The organism is Pseudomonas alvandae (assembly GCF_019141525.1).
GTDB lineage: Bacteria > Pseudomonadota > Gammaproteobacteria > Pseudomonadales > Pseudomonadaceae > Aquipseudomonas > Aquipseudomonas alvandae.
This window is the reverse complement of the sequence record NZ_CP077080.1, coordinates 1-19,315: the sequence shown is the minus strand read 5'-3', so window position 1 is coordinate 19,315 and position 19,315 is coordinate 1. Positions and strand designations below refer to the sequence as shown.

Genomic DNA, 19,315 nt, shown 5'->3' with positions numbered 1-19,315 from the left:
GGACCGCTCCGCCCGAGGCGTCGGACCGGTCCAGCGGGAGCAAGCTCCCTCGCCACAAAGGCGGGCTAGGAGAAAGCAGTCGATCTCTACAGCATCCTCTCCAATCCGATCGTCGTGGCGAACCAGGCATTGAACCGGCGCCACCAACTGCCCGGCTCACGGTCCAGGTCGTGCAGCTTGCCATTGTCTTCGGTGGTCCATATCAGCTTTCCGGCATCATCGAGGCGGGCCTGATAGCTCAGGGTTGGCGCCATGCCCTGCAATGCCAGCTCGCGCACCTGGCCGGCAAGTTCCGGGCTGTCCACCAGGACGCCGACTTCGGTATTCCATAGCACTGAGCGCGGGTCGAAATTGAACGAGCCGATGAACGATTTCTGCTGGTCGAAGATGATCGCCTTGCTGTGGAGGCTGGAGTCCGATTCGCCGTAGGACTTGCTGTAGAACAGGTGCGGGCTGCCGCCGGTGTCGCCCGGTTGTCGACGCAGCTCGAACAGGCGCACGCCGTGCTGCAACAGGGCGTTGCGATACGGCGCATAGCCGCCATGTACGGCGGGCACGTCGGTGGCTTCCAGGGAATTGGTCAGCAGGCTCACCGACACGCCGGCATCGGCGCGGCTGGTCAGGTACACCAGGCCTGGCTGGCCGGGCACGAAATAGGCGGAGATCATGATCAGTTCTTTGCTGACGCCGGCCAGCTCCGGGCCCAGTTGGGTGGTCAGCAACAATTGCGGGTCCGGCTCGTCTTTCGCCAGGACTTTACTCGGCGCGTCCCACAATGCCTGGTTCCAGGCCCAGGTCAGTTGGCTGCGCCAGGTGTCCAGGCGCGGTTGGGTCTTGTAGGCAGTCAACTGTTGGTACAGCGCGTGGTTTTCCTTGTGCGTCTGCTCCAGGGACTCCTGCAGGCGTAATCGGCTGTTGGCCAAGTCCTTGGCGGTAGGCCGATGGGACATGAATTGCTCGATGGGCTTGCTCAGCGCGCTGTTCCAGTACTGATCGAAGCTGTGCCCTAATTGTTCAGCCACCGGACCGACGCCGAGCAGGTCGATGTCGGTGAAGTTGAGGTTGGGTTCGGCATCGAAGTACTCATCCCCCAGGTTGCGACCTCCGACAATCGCCATGCTGTTGTCCGCCAGCCACAACTTGTTGTGCATCCTGCGATGCTGCAATGACAGGTCGAACAGGCGTCCAAGGCTGCGGGTCACGCCGGTCGCTCGGCCAAGATGCAAAGGGTTGAACAGGCGGATCTGGATGTTTGGGTGCGCGGCGAGCGTCGCGATGATCTGATCCTGGCCGTCACTGGTGGTGTCATCCAGCAGGATGCGCACGCGCACGCCCCGGTCGGCGGCCTTGAGCAATTCATCCACGAGCATTCGCGTGCTGATGCCGTCGTGGACGATGTAGTACTGCAAGTCCAGGCTGCTTTGGGCGTTGCGGATCAATTCGGCACGGGCGGTGAAGGCCTCGGTGCTGTCCGACAACAGGCGAAAACCCGAGCGACCCTCATGAGGCGCAGCTTGCGCCTGGACCGAGCGACCAAATGCCGAACTCGCCGCTGGCAATGCCTGGCTGGGCTCGCGAGTAATGTCCAGGCTCGTACAGCCGCAGAGAAGCGCAGCAAGCAGCAGAGCGAAAGGCAGGGCCAGATGTGGTCTCAAATCAAGTCGTCCCGGATCGTTGCGAGGAAGTATGGCATGGCTTTGTGATTCATCCTGTTTGCGGGATACGACGCCTCAGGCTGTGGGAACCCGCTTCAGAAGTTGGAAAAGCCACAAGCCATGTTGAAAAAGCCAGATCCTTGCAAGGTCTTTTCCTACATAAAAATCCTACCTGATGAGCAACGATACGCAGGCATTGGCAGGGGGTGGTTGGTTCTCTTTCCCCGATGCCATTGCATGGCTGTATCCCTTTCTCTTTTGCAGGTACGTGACTATGAAAAAACGACTCTTGGCCACCTGCTTGGCCGTTGCCTCTACACCCTTGATCGCCCAGGCGGCCAGTGTTGATTTGAACGTGACAGGCCGAGTTATCCCGACATCCTGCATTCCGGCATTTGCCGGCGGTAGCGATGTCAATCTAGGTCGGATTTTCTCTTCGGCCCTGGCTCCCGACAGGCAGAACGATCTTCCCCCGCGGGATATCAGTCTGCAAATCACCTGTAGCGCCCCGGCATCCGTGGAGATCGCCGTCACCGATAATCGCGGTGCATCCAAGGTGCCCGGTCTGGCTTTCAATGGTCGTTCGGGCGACGAACTGTATTACGGCCTGGGCAGCACCCAGGGGGTTGGAATCGGTGGTTTCGGTCTGTTGAGTGGCTTGCCGCGGACTGACGGCGTTCCGCAGATTCTGCTGGCGCGAACGCTGGCCAATCCGAGCTGGAGTGTTCCGACCAATGGTTTGATTACCAATTCGCCGACGACTTACTCCTGGGGTTCAAGCTCGGCATCCGGCCCTGCTGCTGCTCGTCTTCACACGTTGCCGATGAAAGTCGCCGCGGCCATCCGTGCCACTTCCGAGTTGCCGCCGACTACGGATGAGTTCGATCTTGATGGTTCGGTCACGTTCGATGTGTTTTACCTCTGACGCCTGAAGTGACGGAGCGTCGTGAGCGTTTGAAAGGCCTGCAGTGACCTGAAGGTCTGCGCTCCGGCGGGTTGGTTTGCTGCCGACGGGACATGCCAGGCATGTCTCGGTCGGTGCTTCTGGAGATTTCCATGTTTTTGCGAAATTGCTTACCGGTATTGAACACGGTGGCGGCGTTGTGCCTGCCATTTATAGCCTCCGGCGCCCAGGCCGCTGGAATGGTCCCGGAAACGCCGGTAGTGATTGTCGACCAGGGCAAGGGTGAGGCGACTCTGAATATCAAGAACACCGATGAACGACCGGCGCTGCTTTACAGCTCTGTCTTGGATGTTCCAGAAGACTCGGAGCCGTTGCTTCTGGTCAATCCGCCCGTGGCTCGGGTCGAACCCGGGCAGAGCCAGCAGGTGCGTTTTATCCTGCACAGTCGCGCTCCTTTGCAGACGGAGCGCCTCAAACGCGTGGTGTTCGAGGGTATCAAGGCGCGTCCAGCGGCGGGTGGCGCACAGATTTCCATGGGCGTGCGTCAGAACATTCCGGTCATTATTCGTCCGGCGCACCTGGCGATTGAGCGAATGCCTTGGACGCGACTGGTCTGGAGCGCCAAGACCGGGCAGGTCAGCGTGAGCAATCCCAGCCCCTACGTCGTGAGGCTGGCAAGATCAGTGAGTTTGATTCCAGGCGGTACGACACTTGATCTGGGGCGTACCTATATTTTGCCCGGGGAAACGTTGACGTTCACCACCCCCTCGAGCCTGGGCACCCATGTGCGGTTGTTTCCAGCCACCACTTACGGGTTCGCGGCTGCCAGTCATGACGCACGCTTGAGCCTGCAATAATGCGCCCGGGTGTCCTTTGGCGGCTCGTCGGCAGCCTGGTCTTGATGTCGACTGCCCGGGCCGAAGCCTCGGCACAAGCATCCGCTGAATTTGACCGCTCGGTGCTGCGGGCGCGGGGAGTCGACCCGGATGTTGCCGAATATTTTCGCCGCGCCGCACGCTTTGCTGCTGGACGCCATCGTGTCGCCTTGAGCGTCAATGGCATTCCATCCGGGCAGGTCATGGCAATGTTCGATGGCGAAGGGCAGTTGTGCCTCGATGCGAACCTGCTTGAGCGCGCGGGGATTGCCGCGTCGCTTAATGCGTATCCCGGCGCTGACGATCCGCAGTGCGTGTCTGTTGACCAAGGGTTGGCCGGCGCTCAGGTGCGGCTTGATCCAGGGCAAAACCTTGTGCATCTGGTGGTCCCCGCAGACTGGCTCTTGAGGCCCACCGAGAGCCGTGGAAGCTGGGATTCGGGTGGGATGGCCGGCGTATTGAACTACGACGCGCTAGTCATTGCCGGCTCCGCCGCCGGCCAGTCCAGTGCCTATCGCAGCGTGGGCACCGAACTGGGCTTCAACGCGGGAGACTGGGTGGTCCGCAGTCGTCAGAACTACACGTCATTCCAGGGAGTAACGCGTTTCGAGACGTTGTACACCCAGGCATCCAAGACGTGGGAGCGCTTCGATGCGCATATTCAACTGGGCCAGTTGAATATGCGTTCGCCGTTGTTTTCCACAGGACCTTTCACGGGTGTGCAAATCTTTCCTGAAAATGCGCTTTCGGCGGGTGCGGATGGACTGGGGGGCGGGTCGCTGGTCCACGGGCTGGCCTATTCGACGGCCAGGGTCGAGGTCCGCCAGAGCGCAATAGTGATCTACACCACGTTGGTGCCCGCGGGGCCGTTCACACTGCGCGATTTACCGTTGATCAGTGACCGGGTGGACTTGGAAGTCAGCGTGTTTGAAGAGAACGGCGAACGTCGCGACTTTCATGTGCCCGCCGCGGATGTGCGTCCGGTAAGGCTCGGGGCTGTGTCCAGTTATGGGCTGGCGGCAGGCAAGATCAGGCAGTTCCCTGGGAGCGAGCGTGACACGCCGGCTTTCTTTGCTGCCAGCCGGGACTGGCGATGGGGACCGCAGACCCAGACAAGCGCAGGGTGGATGGGGGCCGAAGGTTACCAGTCCATGGGCTGGGGGATCTCACAGGCATTGACCCGAACGACAATACTAGGCCTGCAGCAACTCGGTTCACGCACGGCGCAAGGCACCCGTGGCCAAGAAATGCAGGCTACGCTCAACACCGTGGCGGGCGCTGGGCTAACCGTCGGACTGACGGCCGGCCAGCGCAGTTCCGGGTTTCGATATCTGTCCGAGGCGAGTCTCGACCCTGCCGTTGGCGATCCGCTTGCCCGGGCGACCCATCACTGGAGTCTATCGCTGAGGCGGGCGGATTCGTCGTGGGGAGCAGTCAGCGGATCGCTGACTCGCTACAAAGGCGCGGGCGGGAACGGCAATTCGCGCATCAGTACGGCATGGTCACGGGCATTCGACTGGGCGACGTTTTCATTGAGTGTCGAGCATGACCGGGCTGAACAGGCAGGCCGGACCGGTGTGTTCGCCAATATTGGCGTGCCCTTGGGACGCAATCGAAGGCTGAGCATTTCTACTCGCCATGATGACTCTAGAGGATTGCGTACGGGCGCGCGCTATACCGAGCAGGTCAGTGACAGCCTGGGTTACAGCATCGGTGCCGATCGTTCCGCCGCTGGCCGGAACGACCTCAATGCCAGGCTTAACGCCTTGCCCCGTTACACCAGCGCCGAACTGGGATATGCCCAGACCAGCGCGGGAGCGCGCCATTATGACCTGGCGTTGCGCGGCGGGCTGGCTTTGCATGAGGAGGGCGTTACGCCTTCGCCGTATCCGCTGCGCGACACGTTTGGCCTGCTCAAGGTCGGCGACTCTGCGGGAATCAAGATTGGCACTTCCCAGGGGCCCGTCTGGACCGACGGCGCGGGGCGTGCAGTGGCGGCCGCGTTGCCGGCCTACCAGGCGAGCCGCATTGAAATCGACACGGTGAGCTTGCCGGGCAACGTCGAGGTACCTAACGGTTTCCAAGAAGTACGCGCCGCGCGTGGCGCGGTGCCGCGGCTCGACTTCCAGGCCGGCATGGTTCGCCGTCTGATGCTGTACGTGCGCAACGAAGAAGGGACGCCCGTGGCGAAAGGCTTGGGCGTCTATGACCATGAAGGGCAGTACCTGACGACGGTAGTCGACGCTGGCCTGGTCTACCTGGAGGATGCCCCCGACGTGGTTCGGCTCAACGTGACACGTGCCGATGAGCGAATCTGCCGTCTGGAATTCGATACCCGCCAATTACCCGCTTCAACCGAACCCTATGACCGTCTTGAGGTGGTTTGCCAGGAAGGCTGAGCCCAGCGGTGCCTTGGATGTTGGCACGCAACGCTCAGGAGCCATCGGGCATGTCCGCCAGCAGTCGGCTGGCTGCTGTGCCGACCTTGCGCACGGCGTCTTCGATCTGCGCCGTGGGCTTGGCCGCGTAGTTCATGCGCAGGCAGTTGCGGTATTTGCCTGACGCCGAAAAGATGCTGCCGACGGCGATCTGTACACCTTGGTCATGCAGCACGCGATTGAGCTTCAGCGTGTCGAAACCCTCGGGCAGCTCGACCCAGAGCATGAAGCTGCCACGGGGGCGGCTGGCGCGGGTGCCTTGGGGAAAGTACCGGCTCACCCAATCCATCATTACGTCGCGATTGCGCTGGTATTGCGTGCGCATGCGGCGAAGATGGGGTTCGAAGTGTCCGTTCTTGAGGAACTCCGCGATGGCGATCTGAGGCTGCGGCGCGGTAGATCCGGTGCTGATGTACTTCATGTGCAGCGCGCGCTCAAGGTACCGACCGGGCGCAATCCAGCCGACCCGCAGGCCTGGCGCCAACGTCTTGGAAAAAGAACTGCAGAGCAGGACGCGGCCATCTTCATCGAAGGATTTGATCGTACGTGGTCGCGGGTAGGTGTAGGCCAATTCCCCGTACACATCGTCCTCGATAATGGCCACGTCGAAACGCTGGGCCAAGGTCAGCAAGGCGCGCTTATTGGCCTCCGGCATGATGTAGCCCAGCGGGTTGTTGCAGCTGGGCGTCAACTGTATGGCCTTGATTGGCCATTGTTCCAATGCCAGCTCCAGTGCCTCCAGGCTGATTCCCGTGAGCGGGTCGGTGGGAATCTCGAGGGCTTTCATGCCCAGGCCCTTCAGCGTCTGCATGGCGCCGTGAAAGCTGGGTGAATCCACTGCGACAATATCGCCCTGTTCGCAGGTCGCGCGAATGCTGACCGACAGCGCTTCGTGACAGCCGGTGGTGACGATCAGGTCGTTGGCTGTCAGTTGGCAGCCGGAATCCAGGGATAGCCGGGCGATCTGTTCGCGCAACTGGAGGTTGCCGTAGATGTTGTCGTAATACAGACCGGGCATGTCTTGTCGCCGGCTGATCTGCGCCAGGCTGCGCAGCAACGGTTTCATGGTGGGTGAATGGATATCCGGCATGCCACGGCCCAGCTGTACCACATCCTTGCGAGGTATTGCGCGTATCAGTTCCAGCACTTGGTCCCACTGGGAAATATCCACCGGGCGCTGGGCTGGACGGCCGATTGCCGGCAGGTCCGGCAGCTCACGGCTGACCGGGACGAAATAACCTGATTTGGGTTTCGGCGTGGCCAGCCCGTTGTCTTCCAGCACGCGGTAGGCCTGCTGGACGGTGCTCAGGCTGACGCCATGTTCCGTACTCAAGGCTCGCACCGAGGGCAGCCGGTCGCCGGGGCGGTAGAAGCCTTGTTCGATGCGGGTCCCGAGCAACTCGGCGAGATTCACGTAGAGCGTCATGGCGTAGTCCTGATCAGGTGAAAGCAGCGACCGATACAGATGAGCTGAAAAACTTCAATTCAGCCGTGAAAATAGCCTATCTGTATGCATGTAAAAGATATTGGTTGGATCTGTATCATTTTTTGCCGTCCACGCATCATGAAACCTCTGGCTACCCAAGTAAACAGGAGCGATCAAAATGAACGGCTTGAGCGATGTGCGGCTGACGTTACACAGTCAGGAACTGGTGGCGGGGCAGGAGAAGGGGCTGCGTAGCGGGGATTTGCGCAATGCTCCAGCCGACCTGAGTCGCTGGGGCCTGTTCTGGCATCGTTTGCATACACGCAAAGCCTTGCTGGATCTGTCGACCGAACAGTTGCGTGACATCGGGCTGAGCCGGGAGCAGGCACGGGCGGAAGGCCTGAAGCCGTTCTGGCGGCTTTGAATCGATAAGAAAACTGTGGCGAGGGAGCTTGCTCCCGCTCGGTTGCGCAGCGACCGCCAGAGTTTGGGGCTGCTACGCAACCCAGCGGGAGCAAGCTCCCTCGCCACGGTTACATCAGTTCTTTCAACCGATGCCACAACATCCCCAGCGCCAGCAATGGCGAGCGCAAATGCTTGCCGCCCGGGAAGGTCATGTGCGGTACCCGGGCAAACAGGTCGAAACCGCCGCCCTGCTGTCCGCTGATCGCCTCAGCCAACAGTTTGCCCGCCAGGTGTGTGGCGTTCACGCCATGACCGGAATAGGCCTGGGCGTAATACACGTTCGGCTGGTCTTTCAGCCTGCCAATCTGCGGCAGGCGATTGGCGCCGATGCCAATCATCCCGCCCCACTGATAATCGATTTTCACGTCCGCCAGTTGCGGGAACACCTTGAGCATTTTCGGACGCATATAAGCGCCAATGTCCTGCGGATCACGCCCCGAATAATGACAAGCGCCGCCGAACAACAAGCGCCGATCTGCCGAAAGTCGGTAGTAATCCAATGCCACTCGTTGGTCACAGACGGCCATATTCTGCGGCAACAGGGCTTGAGCCTGGGCTTCGCTCAGTGGTTCGGTGGCGATGATGTAGCTGCCGGCGGGCAATACTTTTCCACTCAATTCCTGGTTCAGGCCGTTGAGATAGGCGTTGCAGCCCAGCACCAGGGTATTGGCGCGGAGCGAACCTTGAGAGGTGTGGATTTTCACCTGCGGCCCATAGTCAATGCGGGTAACAGCCGATCCCTCGAACAGTCGGACCCCCAGTTGTTGCGCAGCGGCCGCTTCGCCCAGCGCCAGGTTGAGCGGATGCAGATGCCCCGAACCCATGTCGATCAGGCCGCCAACGTAGCGGTCCGAGCCCACCACGCTATGCATCTCATCGGCCTGCAGCAGCCGGGTCTCGTAGCGATAGCCCAGGCTGCGGAGCTCTTCGGCGTCTTCGGCAAAGCCCTCGAGGTCGCCGGGTTTGTTGGCGAGGTCGCAATAACCCCAAGTCAGGTCGCAAGCAATCTGAAAACGCTCGACCCGCTGTCGGACGATTTCCACCGCCTCGAGCCCCATCAGTTTCATCTGACGGACGCCCTCGGTGCCGACGACAGGAGCGAACTGATCGAGACCGTGGCCAACGCCGCGAATCAGCTGGCCGCCGTTGCGTCCGCTGGCGCCCCAGCCGATTTTGTGTGCTTCAAGCAGGACCACGCTCATGCCGCGCTCGGCCAGTTCGATGGCTGTGTTCAACCCGGAGAACCCTCCGCCCACCACGCAGACGTCCGCTACCAACTCGCCTTGCAGCGCCGGATGGTCCGGCTGCGGCAGGCTGCTGGCGGCGTAATAAGAGGCGGCGTGCGCGTGGCTGGGGACAGGTTGCTGAACACGGGCGTTCATGTGCGTAATCCTGATTTTTGTGTTTGAGAAATTTTACGGAGCATAAGCCGTGCTTTCCCCGGTCGGCAACACTGGTCGGCTGGTGCTGTCTGGCCTGCGGCTTTTAAGGCAGAATCCGGGGCTGTCCCGATCCGGTAATCGCCTCGATGAGCTGCAACAGTCAAAAAATCCGTACGTTGCGTCAGCAGATTCCGACGTTTGAGTGCGTTCCGGGCTGCCACGACTGCTGCGGTCCGGTGACCACCTCGCCCGAGGAAATGGCCCGCCTGCCGCGCAAGAGCCGCGCCGAGCAGGACGCGGCGTTGGAAGCGCTCGATTGCGTACACCTGGGGCCGAACGGCTGCACGGTGTATGACGAGCGGCCGTTGATCTGCCGGCTGTTCGGCACCACGGCGACCTTGCCGTGCCCCAATGGCCGGCGGCCGGTGGAGTTGATCCATCCGCGCGTCGAGAAGCAGATCCATGAGTACATGGCCAGCACTCGGCAGGTGTTGGTTTAACTGCCAGGGATACCGGGTCGCCGCCTTCGCGAGCAAGCTCGCTCCCACAAGGGATCTCCGTTGTTCGCAAGAAAGCGTTCGCCACCTACCTGTGTGGGAGCGAGCTTGCTCGCGATAGCGGCCTGGAGCCAGACTCAATCCGGAATCGGCAGGTTCAGGCTCTCTTTCACTTCTTCCATCACGATGTAGCTCTTGGACTCGCGCACATGGGGCAGCTTGAGCAGGATGTCGCCCAGCAGCTTGCGGTACGAGGCCATCTCGGAGATCCGTGCCTTCACCAGATAGTCGAAGTCCCCCGACACGAGGTGACATTCGAGCACATGAGGCAATTTCAGCACCGCGCGTCGGAACTCTTCGAAGGTGTCGCCGGATTTGTAGTCCAGGCTGATCTCGACGAACACCAGCAGGCTACCCTTCAGGTGTTGCGGATTGAGCCGGGCGTTGTAGCCCATGATGATGCCTTCGCGCTCCAGCCGTCGCACCCGCTCCGTGCACGGCGTGGTGGAGAGGCCGACCTTTTCGCCCAGTTCGGTGAAGGAAATTCGCCCGTCCGCCTGAAGGATGCGCAGGATGTTGCGGTCGATCTTGTCCAGCTCGCGTTTGGTCTGAGTGTTGGTCCGCACAGGTGATGCGCCTCCGTGAAAAGGGTTCTTGCCGAGAATTCTCGCCAAATATAGGCATTTATATAGTGAAAAGCACTGGCTGATCTTTTTTACACTGCGCGCATCTAAGGTTTGTACAACAAACGTCAGCGGTTATCCGCGATGAGGGTTTCAACATGCGCGTTCTGGTCTTGGGTAGCGGCGTCATCGGTACCGTCAGTGCTTATTATCTGGCGCGTGCCGGGTTTGAAGTGGTGGTGGTCGACCGTCAGCCGGCGCCTGCCATGGAAACCAGTTTCGCCAATGCCGGCCAGGTATCGCCGGGTTACGCCTCGCCGTGGGCCGCGCCGGGCGTGCCGCTCAAGGCCATCAAGTGGCTGCTTCAGCGTCACGCACCGCTGGCGATCAAGGCCACTGCCGACATCGACCAATACTTGTGGATGGCGCAGATGCTGCGCAATTGCACCGCCAGCCGCTATGCCATCAACAAGGAGCGCATGGTCCGGCTTTCCGAGTACAGCCGTGACTGCCTCGATGAACTGCGCGCCGAAACCGGCATCGCCTACGAAGGCCGCAGCCTCGGCACTACCCAACTGTTCCGCACCCAGGCCCAGCTTGATGGCGCGGCCAAGGACATCGCTGTTCTGAAGGAATCCGGCGTACCGTTCGAAGTCCTCGATCGCGAAGGCATCGCCCGCGTCGAACCGGCCCTGGCGAATGTCACCGATATCCTTGCCGGTGCCCTGCGCCTGCCCAATGACCAGACCGGCGATTGCCAGATGTTCACCACTCGCCTGGCGGAAATGGCCGTGAAGCTCGGCGTGCAATTTCGTTTCGACCAGAACATCGAGCGCCTGGATTTCGCCGGCGACCGAATCAATGGCGTGTGGATCGATGGCAAGCTGGAAACCGCCGACCGTTATGTCCTGGCGCTTGGCAGCTACTCGCCGCAACTGCTCAAGCCGCTGGGTATCCGTGCGCCGGTGTATCCGCTCAAGGGTTACTCCCTGACCGTGCCGATCACCAACCCGGCGATGGCACCGACTTCAACCATCCTCGACGAAACCTACAAGGTCGCGATCACCCGGTTCGACAACCGTATCCGCGTTGGCGGCATGGCGGAAATCGCCGGTTTTGACCTCTCGCTCAACCCGCGCCGGCGCGAAACCCTGGAGATGATCGTCAACGACCTTTATCCTCAGGGCGGCGATTTGGCCCAGGCCAGTTTCTGGACCGGCCTGCGCCCGACCACTCCGGACGGCACGCCGATCGTTGGGGCGACGCCGTTCAAGAACCTGTTCCTGAACACCGGCCACGGCACCCTCGGTTGGACCATGGCCTGTGGTTCCGGTCGCCTTCTCGCGGACCTGATGGCAAAGAAAAAGCCACAGATCAGCGCCGAAGGCCTCGATATTTCCCGTTATGGCAGCAAACCCCAGGAGTCCGCGAAACATGGCAATCCAGCGCCAGCTCACCAATGACCGCATGAGTCAGGTTGTCGTGCACAACGGCACCGTTTACCTGGCAGGGCAGGTCGGCGACGACATGAGTGCCGGTATCGAACAGCAGACGCGCGAGACACTGGCCAATATCGAGCGACTGCTCGACCTGGCCGGGACCGACAAGAGCCGCCTGCTGTCGGTGACGATTTACCTGAAGGACATCGACGCGCACTTCGCCGGCATGAACTCGGTGTGGGACAAATGGCTGCCCAAGGGCGTCGCCCCGGCCCGCGCCACGGTAGAGGCCAAATTGTGCGAGCCGCAGATCCTGGTGGAGCTGTCCGTCGTCGCGGCGCTGCCCTGATCACTGTCAAGACTCTCCCTCTCCCGGCGCTGTTGTCGGCTGATGCCGTCAGCCGGCGCCGGTTTTTTTAACCATGACCGCCTAGAAGCCTGCCGCCATGCGTCCTGCCCGTGCCTTGATCGACCTCCAAGCCCTGCGTCACAACTACCAGCTAGCCCGTGAAGTCACGGGGGCCAAGGCCCTGGCGGTGATCAAGGCCGACGCTTACGGGCATGGCGCGGTGCGCTGCGCCGAGGCCTTGCAGGAAACCGCTGACGGTTTCGCGGTGGCGTGCATCGAAGAAGCCCTGGAGCTGCGGGCCGGTGGGATTCGCGGGCCGATCCTGCTGCTGGAAGGTTTCTTCGAGGCCGATGAACTTGCCTTGATCGTTGAGCACGACTTCTGGTGCGTGGTGCATGCATTGTGGCAGCTCGAAGCGATCGAGCGCGCGACGCTGGGCAAGCCGATCACGGTCTGGCTCAAGCTCGATTCGGGCATGCATCGGGTCGGCCTGCACCCGGACGATTTCCAGCCGGCGTATCGTCGTCTGCTTGCCAGTGGCAACGTGGCGAAGATCGTGTTGATGAGCCACTTCGCCCGCGCCGATGAATTGCATGACCCTAGCAGCCTGCAACAATTGGCAGTATTCGAGCAGACCCGCCAGGGCTTGATGGCAGAGGTCAGCCTGCGCAACTCGCCAGCGGTGCTGGGCTGGCCGCAGATTCCCAGCGACTGGGTGCGGCCCGGCATCATGCTGTACGGCTCGACGCCTTTCGAAGAAGCCAATGCCGTTGCTTCACGCCTGCAACCGGTCATGACGCTGGAATCGAAAATCATCAGCGTGCGTGAACTTCCCGCCGGCGAGCCCGTGGGCTATGGCGCACGCTTTGTCACGGCGCAACCGACCCGGGTCGGCGTGGTCGCCATGGGGTACGCCGACGGCTACCCGCGCCAGGCGCCCAACGGCACGCCGGTACTGGTGGATGGGCAGCGTAGCCAACTGGTCGGGCGGGTATCGATGGACATGCTGGCCGTGGACTTGACCCATATTCCCCAAGCCGGGCTTGGCTCAACCGTGGAGCTGTGGGGCAAGAATGTCCTCGCCAGTGACGTTGCGAAGGCTGCCGACATGATCCCCTACCAGATTTTCTGCAACCTGCGACGGGTGCCAAGGCTCTATTCCGAGGGCTGACACCCAGAGTGACCTACCGAAAGTCGCTTCACCGCACAGGATTCGGGCCAAGGTGTTGTAAATACTGAACGCTGTCGCCATGATAACGCTCACTTTACACATAACCTGATTCCCTGGAGGCTCCAGCATTGGACGTCGGTGAACGACTGCAATCCATTCGTAAACTCAAAGGCCTTTCCCAGCGTGAACTCGCCAAGCGCGCGGGCGTCACCAACAGCACCATTTCGATGATCGAGAAGAACAGCGTGAGCCCCTCGATCAGCTCGCTGCGCAAGGTCCTTGGCGGGATTCCCATGTCCATGGTCGAGTTTTTCTCCGAAGAAATCCTCCAGGAGAAACCGACCCAGATCGTCTACAAAGCCAACGAACTGATCGACATCTCCGATGGCGCCGTGACCATGAAATTGGTGGGCAGGGCGCATCCGAGCCGGGCGATTGCTTTCCTGAACGAAATCTATCCGCCTGGCGCCGACACCGGTGACGAGATGCTCACCCATGAAGGCGAAGAGACCGGAATCCTGGTGGAAGGGCGGCTGGAATTGGTTGTCGGCGCCGAAACCTTCGTGCTGGAGGCGGGCGACAGCTACTATTTCGAGAGTACCAAGCCCCATCGTTTCCGTAATCCGTTCGACGTGCCGGCGCGACTGATCAGCGCAGCCACACCGGCCAATTTCTAGACGAAGAGTCGCCGAACCCGCAGGGAAAAGGCGCTCGAAGGTTGGGCTGTCATGACAAACAAGACCCTTGCGACTTTGGGGTTGTTTCGGAGTGACAGGCTTACCGCTATACTTGCGCCCGCCTGCAAACCGTGGCCGCAGGCGTGACTAGCCACCATTGAGGGTGTACGCGTGAACCTAATTATGAAAATGCTGGCTGCACCAGCAACCGTATTGGCCCTATGGGCTGCGAGCGCTCAAGCGGCGCCGACCGATGATATCGCCAAGCGCCTTGAACCCGTCGGCCAGGTTTGCGTCCAGGGCAAGGAATGCAAGGGCATGGAAGTGGCTGCCGCGGCGGGTGGCGCTGGCGGTGCCAAGGCGCCAAAAGACGTCATCGCCAAACATTGCAACGCTTGCCACGGTACCGGCCTGCTGGGCGCTCCGAAAATCGGTGACAAGGCTGCCTGGAAAGAACGCGCCGACCACCAGGGCGGCCTTGACGGCATCCTGGCGAAGGCCATTACCGGGATCAATGCCATGCCGCCTAAAGGCACCTGCGCCGATTGCACCGATGATGAACTCAAAGGCGCCATCAAAGAGATGTCCGGCCTGTAACAGGCATTCATCTTCCGCAAAAAAGCCGCTTACGAGCGGCTTTTTTGTGCCTGGGATTTTTTCCGGACTGGTCATCGCAACCAAGACCCGGCAAGCTCGGTCCAACCCACATTCATGGAATGTCCCGGAGGGTCGGATGGTGCAGTTGTGTTCAATCGAACAGGCGGTGGATGACGTACTCGAGCGTCTGCCCGCGCATATCCACCTCGGCATGCCCCTGGGGCTGGGCAAGCCCAACCTGTTCGCCAACGCGCTTTACCAGCGCATTGCGCAAATGCCCGAGCGACAGCTGACCATTTACACAGCACTGAGCCTGGGTCGGCCGAGCTTGGGCGACGGGCTGCAGAAGCGCTTCCTCGAGCCCTTTGTCGAACGGGTCTTCGGTGATTATCCAGAACTCGATTACCTCGCCGATCTGCAGCGCGACAGCCTGCCGGCCAATATCCGCGTCCAGCAATTCTTCATGCAGCCCGGCAGCCTCCTGCACAGCGCTTCGGCCCAGCAGGACTATGTCAGCAGCAACTACAGCCACGCCGCCCGGGATATCAATGGGGCTGGCTTGAACCTGATCGCGCAACTGGTGGCGAGCGACCCGGAACATCCGGATCGCTTGAGCCTGAGCTGCAACCCGGACATCACCCTGGACCTGTTGCCGATGATCGCCAAGCGGCGCGAGGCGGGGGAAACCATTCTCATGGTGGGCCAGGTCCACAGCGATTTGCCCTACATGCCCGGCGATGCGGAAATCGGCATCGATGGCTTCGACCTGTTGATCGATGAGAAGGACAGCCACACGTTGTTCTCCACGCCGAACATGCCGGTGGGTTTCCAGGACCATTTGATCGGCCTGCACGCCAGCACCCTGGTGCGCGATGGCGGTACGTTGCAGATCGGCATCGGCTCCATGGGCGACGCGTTGACGGCGGCGCTGTTGGCGCGCCAGGCCGATAACGCCGGTTACCAGGCCCTGCTGGCGGACGTGAACCTCAGCCAGTGGGCGCAGTTGATCGAGCGCGAGGGAGGGGTCGAGCCTTTCGCCAAGGGGTTGTACGGTTGCAGTGAAATGTTCGTCAACGGTTTGCTGGTGCTGGCGGAGGCCGGGATTATCCGGCGCAAGGTCTACCCTGACGAACCGACCCAGGAACGGGCCATCGCCGGAACCCTCGACGAAGCGGCGCAACCCGACGGCATCTGCATCCACGGCGGGTTCTTCCTCGGTCCGCGCAGTTTTTACGAGCGCCTGAGGGAGTTGCCGCAGAGCCGCCTGCTCGAATTCAACATGACCCGCATCAGCTACATCAACGAGCTGTACGGCCGGGAGCAGCTCAAGCGCTTGCAGCGCCTCGATGCGCGTTTCATCAACACGGTCTTCACCATGACCCTGATGGGCGCCGGAGTGGCGGACCAGTTGGAAGATGGGCGGGTGCTCAGCGGTGTAGGTGGGCAGTACAACTTCGTCGCCCAGGGCCATGCGCTGGTAGGGGCGCGCTCGATCCTGCTGTTGCGCAGCTGGCGGGAGTCGGGCGGGGTGGTCAGTTCGAATATCGTCTGGGAATACGGCCATTGCACGATTCCCCGGCACCTGCGAGACATCGTGGTGACCGAGTACGGCATCGCCGACCTGCGGGGCAAGACCGACGCGGCGGTGATCGAGGCGTTGCTGAATATCAGCGATTCGCGCTTCCAACCCGGCCTGATCGAGCAGGCACAAAATGCCGGTAAATTACCGAAGGATTTTCGACTTGATCCACGGTTCGCCGACAACACGTCGGAGCGTCTACAGGCGATCCAGGCGCGGCATCCCAACCTTTTTCCGGAATACCCGCTGGGTTGTGATTTCGACGGGATCGAGCGCGACTTGTTACGGGCTCTGAACTGGCTGAAGAGCAAATTCAAGCTCACCGAGATCCTGGACCTTGGCAAGGCCGCCCTGGATGCGCCGGAGCCCTGGGAATATGCCGGGCATCTGGAGCGGATGCAGTTGACGAATCCCGAGGGGCTGAAGGAGGAGCTGTATCAGCGGCTGTTGCTGGCGGGGCTCAAGGCGACTGCGCCATAACGGCCGATCCACCCCCTGTGGGAGCGAGCTTGCTCGCGATAGCGGTGTATCAGTTACCCGAAATGTGTCTGACAGGCCGCTATCGCGAGCAAGCTCGCTCCCACAGAGGGTAGGGCGTGATCAGTCGATAAAGGTCACGACCCCACCCGCCAGCGACTTCACCCGAGCCAACGACTCGACGCGATAGCCCTGGGCATCCAATTCCGCACGGCCGCCCTGGAACGACTTCTCGATCACGATCCCCAGCCCGGCGACGGTGGCGCCAGCCTGCTTGATAATGGAGATCAGCGCCTGGGAGGCTTTGCCGTTGGCCAGGAAGTCATCGATGATCAGCACGCGGTCGCTGCTGGTCAGGTGACGCGGGCTGATGGCGACGGTGCTTTCGGTCTTCTTCGTGAACGAATACACCGTCGCGGACAGCAGGTTCTCCGTCAGGGTCAGCGATTGTTGCTTGCGGGCAAAGATCACCGGCACGCCAAGGTTCAGCCCGGTCATGATTGCGGGGGCAATGCCCGAGGCTTCGATGGTGACGATCTTGGTGATGCCCGAATCCTTGAACAGTTCGGCAAACTCATCGCCGATCAGCTTCATCAACTGCGGGTCGATCTGGTGGTTGAGAAACGCATCGACCTTCAGGACCTGGTCGGACAGCACAATGCCTAGCTCGCGGATTTTCTGGTGCAGGGCTTCCATGAAGCCTCCTCTGGTGACGCGTCAGCGCCTGAAGTCGGTAAAAAAGTAGTCGATTCTAGCGCTTTAACATCGCGCGTATATCCGCCAGGGCACTGTTGCCGCGAACGACTTTGACTTCCGTCGGCGTGTCGTCGTTGCCTTCCCAGGCCAGGTCGTCCGGCGGCAGCTCATCGAGAAAGCGGCTGGGGGCGCAGTCGATCACTTCGCCGTACTGCTTGCGCTTGGCGGCGAAGGTGAAGGCTAGCGTCTGGCGCGCTCGGGTAATGCCGACGTAGGCCAGGCGCCGTTCTTCTTCAATGGTGTCGGCCTCGATGCTGGAGCGGTGCGGCAGGATTTCTTCTTCCATGCCCATGATGAACACATAGGGAAACTCCAGGCCCTTGGAGGCGTGCAGCGTCATCATCTGCACCCCTTCGGCGCCGTCTTCCTCTTCCTGCTGGCGTTCGAGCATGTCCCGCAGCACGAGCTTGCCGATGGCGTCCTCGACGGTCATGTCGCCGTCTTCGTCTTTTTCCAAGGTGTTCTTCAACGCCTCGATCAGGAACCAGACGTTGCTCATGCGGTAGTCGGCAGCCTTGTCGCTGGAGCTGTTGGTGCGCAGCCAGTTCTCGTAGTCGATGTCCATGACCATGCTGCGCAGCGCCGAGATCGGATCTTCCCCGGCGCATTGCTCGCGGACCTTGTCCATGAAGCGCTTGAAGCGCGCCAGGCGGTCGGTGAAGCGGCTGTCCAAATGTTCGCCCAGGCCGATTTCGTCCGTGGCGGCGTACATCGAGATCTTGCGCTCGGTGGCGTAGTTGCCGAGTTTCTCCAGGGTGGTCGAGCCGATTTCCCGGCGCGGCACGTTGATCACCCGCAGGAAGGCGTTGTCGTCGTCCGGGTTCACGATCAGGCGGAAGTAGGCCATCAGGTCCTTCACTTCCTGGCGGCCGAAAAAGCTGTTGCCCCCCGACAGGCGATAGGGAACCTGGTGATGCTGCAGTTTCAGTTCGATCAACTTTGCCTGGTAGTTACCGCGGTACAGGATTGCAAAATCGCTGTACGGCCGATCGGTGCGCAGGTGCAGGCTGAGGATTTCCATGGCCACGCGCTCGGCTTCGGCGTCTTCGTTGCGGCAACGGATCACGCGGATTTCGTCGCCGTGGCCCATCTCGCTCCACAGTTGCTTTTCGAACTCGTGGGGGTTGTTGGAAATCAGCACGTTGGCGCAGCGCAGGATGCGGCTGGTGGAGCGGTAGTTCTGCTCCAGCATCACCACTTTGAGCGACGGATAGTCTTCCTTGAGCAACATCAGGTTTTCCGGCCGCGCGCCGCGCCAGGCATAGATCGACTGGTCGTCGTCGCCCACCACGGTGAACTGGTTGCGTTTGCCGATCAGCAACTTCACCAGCAGATACTGGCTGGCGTTGGTGTCCTGATATTCGTCCACCAGCAGGTAGCGGACCTTGTTCTGCCATTTTTCAAGAATGTCGGCGTGGTCCTGGAACAGCTTGACCGGCAGCAGGATCAGGTCGTCGAAGTCCACCGCGTTGAACGCCTTGAGCGTGCGCTGGTAGTGGGCGTAGACGATGGCGGCGGTCTGCTCCTTGGGATTGCGGGCATTTTCCAGGGCTTCGGGTGGCAGGACCAGGTCGTTTTTCCAGGCGCCGATCATGTTCTTGATCTCGTCGACGCCGTCGTCGCCCGAGTATTCCTTCTGCATGATGTCGGTCATCAGGGCCTTGACGTCGGTCTCGTCGAAAATCGAGAAGCCCGGTTTGTAGCCCAGCCGCGCGTGTTCCTTGCGGATGATGTTCAGGCCCAGGTTGTGGAAGGTGCAGACGGTCAGGCCGCGGCCTTCGCCGGCGCGCAACAGGCCACCGACCCGCTCCTTCATTTCCCGGGCGGCCTTGTTGGTGAAGGTCATGGCGACGATGTACTGGGCGCGGATGCCGCAGTTCTGGATCAAATGCGCGATCTTGCGGGTAATCACGCTGGTCTTGCCGGAGCCTGCACCGGCGAGCACCAAAAGAGGGCCGCCGACATAGTTCACGGCTTCTTGCTGCCGGGGATTGAGTCGGGACAT

At 61.1% G+C, this 19,315-nt stretch carries 17 protein-coding genes; 11 read left to right on the top strand and 6 right to left on the bottom strand.

The features are described 5' to 3' along the window. Nucleotides 1-86: 86 nt before the first annotated feature. Entirely contained in the window at nucleotides 87-1,655 is a 1,569-nt protein-coding gene (locus tag KSS97_RS00085) for a phospholipase D family protein (RefSeq protein WP_217860626.1), read from the bottom strand. 175 nt (nucleotides 1,656-1,830) lie between these two features. On the opposite strand from KSS97_RS00085, the gene KSS97_RS00080 reads away from it, so the two are divergent. From KSS97_RS00080 to KSS97_RS00070, 3 genes are all read left to right on the top strand, one after another. Further along, nucleotides 1,831-2,580 carry a DUF1120 domain-containing protein gene (locus KSS97_RS00080; protein WP_225936077.1) on the top strand — a complete coding sequence of 250 codons (750 nt, stop codon included), beginning with the start codon at nucleotides 1,831-1,833 and terminating at the stop codon, nucleotides 2,578-2,580. A 131-nt stretch (nucleotides 2,581-2,711) separates the two neighbouring features. Further along, the gene (locus KSS97_RS00075; RefSeq protein ID WP_033864412.1) at nucleotides 2,712-3,416 is read left to right on the top strand and encodes a fimbria/pilus chaperone family protein; all 705 of its coding nucleotides are present in this window, start codon (nucleotides 2,712-2,714) and stop codon (nucleotides 3,414-3,416) included. Next, nucleotides 3,416-5,833 (top strand): fimbria/pilus outer membrane usher protein, encoded by a 2,418-nt coding sequence (locus KSS97_RS00070; RefSeq protein WP_217860625.1) that lies wholly within the window; start codon nucleotides 3,416-3,418, stop codon nucleotides 5,831-5,833. Before KSS97_RS00075 ends, KSS97_RS00070 begins: the two co-directional genes overlap by 1 nt. 34 nt (nucleotides 5,834-5,867) lie before the next feature. Here KSS97_RS00070 and KSS97_RS00065 read toward each other — a convergent pair whose 3' ends face one another. Further along, nucleotides 5,868-7,298, bottom strand: coding sequence for an aminotransferase-like domain-containing protein (locus tag KSS97_RS00065; RefSeq protein WP_198796219.1), 1,431 nt, complete (start codon nucleotides 7,296-7,298; stop codon nucleotides 5,868-5,870). A gap of 178 nt (nucleotides 7,299-7,476) precedes the next feature. Between KSS97_RS00065 and KSS97_RS00060 the strand changes: the two genes are divergently transcribed. Further along, entirely contained in the window at nucleotides 7,477-7,722 is a 246-nt protein-coding gene (locus tag KSS97_RS00060) for a DUF1127 domain-containing protein (RefSeq protein WP_217860624.1), read from the top strand. Nucleotides 7,723-7,831: 109 nt separating this feature from the next. Here the strand turns inward: KSS97_RS00060 and KSS97_RS00055 are convergent, their stop codons facing one another. Further along, the gene (locus KSS97_RS00055) at nucleotides 7,832-9,145 is read right to left on the bottom strand and encodes an NAD(P)/FAD-dependent oxidoreductase (protein ID WP_217860623.1); all 1,314 of its coding nucleotides are present in this window, start codon (nucleotides 9,143-9,145) and stop codon (nucleotides 7,832-7,834) included. Nucleotides 9,146-9,291: 146 nt separating this feature from the next. Here KSS97_RS00055 and KSS97_RS00050 point away from each other — a divergent pair, with 146 nt between their 5' ends. After that, entirely contained in the window at nucleotides 9,292-9,645 is a 354-nt protein-coding gene (locus KSS97_RS00050) for a YkgJ family cysteine cluster protein (protein ID WP_198796221.1), read from the top strand. 134 nt (nucleotides 9,646-9,779) lie between these two features. On the opposite strand, the gene KSS97_RS00045 is transcribed toward KSS97_RS00050, so the two are convergent. Then, nucleotides 9,780-10,268, bottom strand: a complete 489-nt coding sequence (locus KSS97_RS00045) for an Lrp/AsnC ligand binding domain-containing protein (RefSeq protein WP_003206849.1) — start codon at nucleotides 10,266-10,268, stop codon at nucleotides 9,780-9,782. 155 nt (nucleotides 10,269-10,423) lie between these two features. On the opposite strand from KSS97_RS00045, the gene dadA reads away from it, so the two are divergent. The 6 genes from dadA to KSS97_RS00015 all read left to right on the top strand — a co-directional run bounded on the left by dadA (nucleotide 10,424) and on the right by KSS97_RS00015 (nucleotide 16,557). Further along, nucleotides 10,424-11,728 carry a D-amino acid dehydrogenase gene (gene dadA, locus KSS97_RS00040; RefSeq protein ID WP_030138199.1) on the top strand — a complete coding sequence of 435 codons (1,305 nt, stop codon included), beginning with the start codon at nucleotides 10,424-10,426 and terminating at the stop codon, nucleotides 11,726-11,728. Further along, nucleotides 11,700-12,053 carry a RidA family protein gene (locus KSS97_RS00035; RefSeq protein ID WP_030138198.1) on the top strand — a complete coding sequence of 118 codons (354 nt, stop codon included), beginning with the start codon at nucleotides 11,700-11,702 and terminating at the stop codon, nucleotides 12,051-12,053. Before dadA ends, KSS97_RS00035 begins: the two co-directional genes overlap by 29 nt. A gap of 97 nt (nucleotides 12,054-12,150) precedes the next feature. Beyond that, nucleotides 12,151-13,224, top strand: a complete 1,074-nt coding sequence (gene alr / locus KSS97_RS00030) for an alanine racemase (protein WP_217860622.1) — start codon at nucleotides 12,151-12,153, stop codon at nucleotides 13,222-13,224. A 128-nt stretch (nucleotides 13,225-13,352) separates the two neighbouring features. Continuing rightward, complete coding sequence (locus KSS97_RS00025; RefSeq protein WP_030138196.1) at nucleotides 13,353-13,901, top strand: cupin domain-containing protein; 549 nt, start codon at nucleotides 13,353-13,355, stop codon at nucleotides 13,899-13,901. Nucleotides 13,902-14,084: 183 nt separating this feature from the next. Next, a complete protein-coding gene (locus tag KSS97_RS00020; RefSeq protein WP_309475726.1) occupies nucleotides 14,085-14,498 on the top strand; it encodes a c-type cytochrome in 414 nt (137 codons plus the stop codon). A gap of 136 nt (nucleotides 14,499-14,634) precedes the next feature. After that, nucleotides 14,635-16,557 (top strand): acetyl-CoA hydrolase/transferase C-terminal domain-containing protein, encoded by a 1,923-nt coding sequence (locus KSS97_RS00015; RefSeq protein WP_217860621.1) that lies wholly within the window; start codon nucleotides 14,635-14,637, stop codon nucleotides 16,555-16,557. Between the two features lie 120 nt (nucleotides 16,558-16,677). Here KSS97_RS00015 and KSS97_RS00010 read toward each other — a convergent pair whose 3' ends face one another. Together KSS97_RS00010 and rep are read right to left on the bottom strand one after the other, a co-directional pair. Next, a complete protein-coding gene (locus KSS97_RS00010) occupies nucleotides 16,678-17,250 on the bottom strand; it encodes a xanthine phosphoribosyltransferase (RefSeq protein ID WP_030138190.1) in 573 nt (190 codons plus the stop codon). A gap of 55 nt (nucleotides 17,251-17,305) precedes the next feature. Further along, complete coding sequence (gene rep / locus KSS97_RS00005; protein ID WP_217860620.1) at nucleotides 17,306-19,315, bottom strand: DNA helicase Rep; 2,010 nt, start codon at nucleotides 19,313-19,315, stop codon at nucleotides 17,306-17,308.

Bases quoted from the DNA above. Each gene is read 5' to 3' on its own strand.
- dadA (WP_030138199.1), top strand. From the start codon at position 10,424: ATGCGCGTTCTGGTCTTGGGTAGCGGCGTCATCGGTACCGTCAGTGCT.
- KSS97_RS00015 (WP_217860621.1), top strand. From the start codon at position 14,635: ATGGTGCAGTTGTGTTCAATCGAACAGGCGGTGGATGACGTACTCGAG.
- KSS97_RS00050 (WP_198796221.1), top strand. From the start codon at position 9,292: ATGAGCTGCAACAGTCAAAAAATCCGTACGTTGCGTCAGCAGATTCCG.
- KSS97_RS00075 (WP_033864412.1), top strand. From the start codon at position 2,712: ATGTTTTTGCGAAATTGCTTACCGGTATTGAACACGGTGGCGGCGTTG.
- KSS97_RS00055 (WP_217860623.1), bottom strand. From the start codon at position 9,145: ATGAACGCCCGTGTTCAGCAACCTGTCCCCAGCCACGCGCACGCCGCC.
- KSS97_RS00065 (WP_198796219.1), bottom strand. From the start codon at position 7,298: ATGACGCTCTACGTGAATCTCGCCGAGTTGCTCGGGACCCGCATCGAA.
- KSS97_RS00010 (WP_030138190.1), bottom strand. From the start codon at position 17,250: ATGGAAGCCCTGCACCAGAAAATCCGCGAGCTAGGCATTGTGCTGTCC.
- KSS97_RS00035 (WP_030138198.1), top strand. From the start codon at position 11,700: ATGGCAATCCAGCGCCAGCTCACCAATGACCGCATGAGTCAGGTTGTC.
- KSS97_RS00020 (WP_309475726.1), top strand. From the start codon at position 14,085: ATGAAAATGCTGGCTGCACCAGCAACCGTATTGGCCCTATGGGCTGCG.
- KSS97_RS00070 (WP_217860625.1), top strand. From the start codon at position 3,416: ATGCGCCCGGGTGTCCTTTGGCGGCTCGTCGGCAGCCTGGTCTTGATG.
- KSS97_RS00060 (WP_217860624.1), top strand. From the start codon at position 7,477: ATGAACGGCTTGAGCGATGTGCGGCTGACGTTACACAGTCAGGAACTG.
- rep (WP_217860620.1), bottom strand. From the start codon at position 19,315: ATGTCCCGACTCAATCCCCGGCAGCAAGAAGCCGTGAACTATGTCGGC.
- KSS97_RS00080 (WP_225936077.1), top strand. From the start codon at position 1,831: ATGAGCAACGATACGCAGGCATTGGCAGGGGGTGGTTGGTTCTCTTTC.
- alr (WP_217860622.1), top strand. From the start codon at position 12,151: ATGCGTCCTGCCCGTGCCTTGATCGACCTCCAAGCCCTGCGTCACAAC.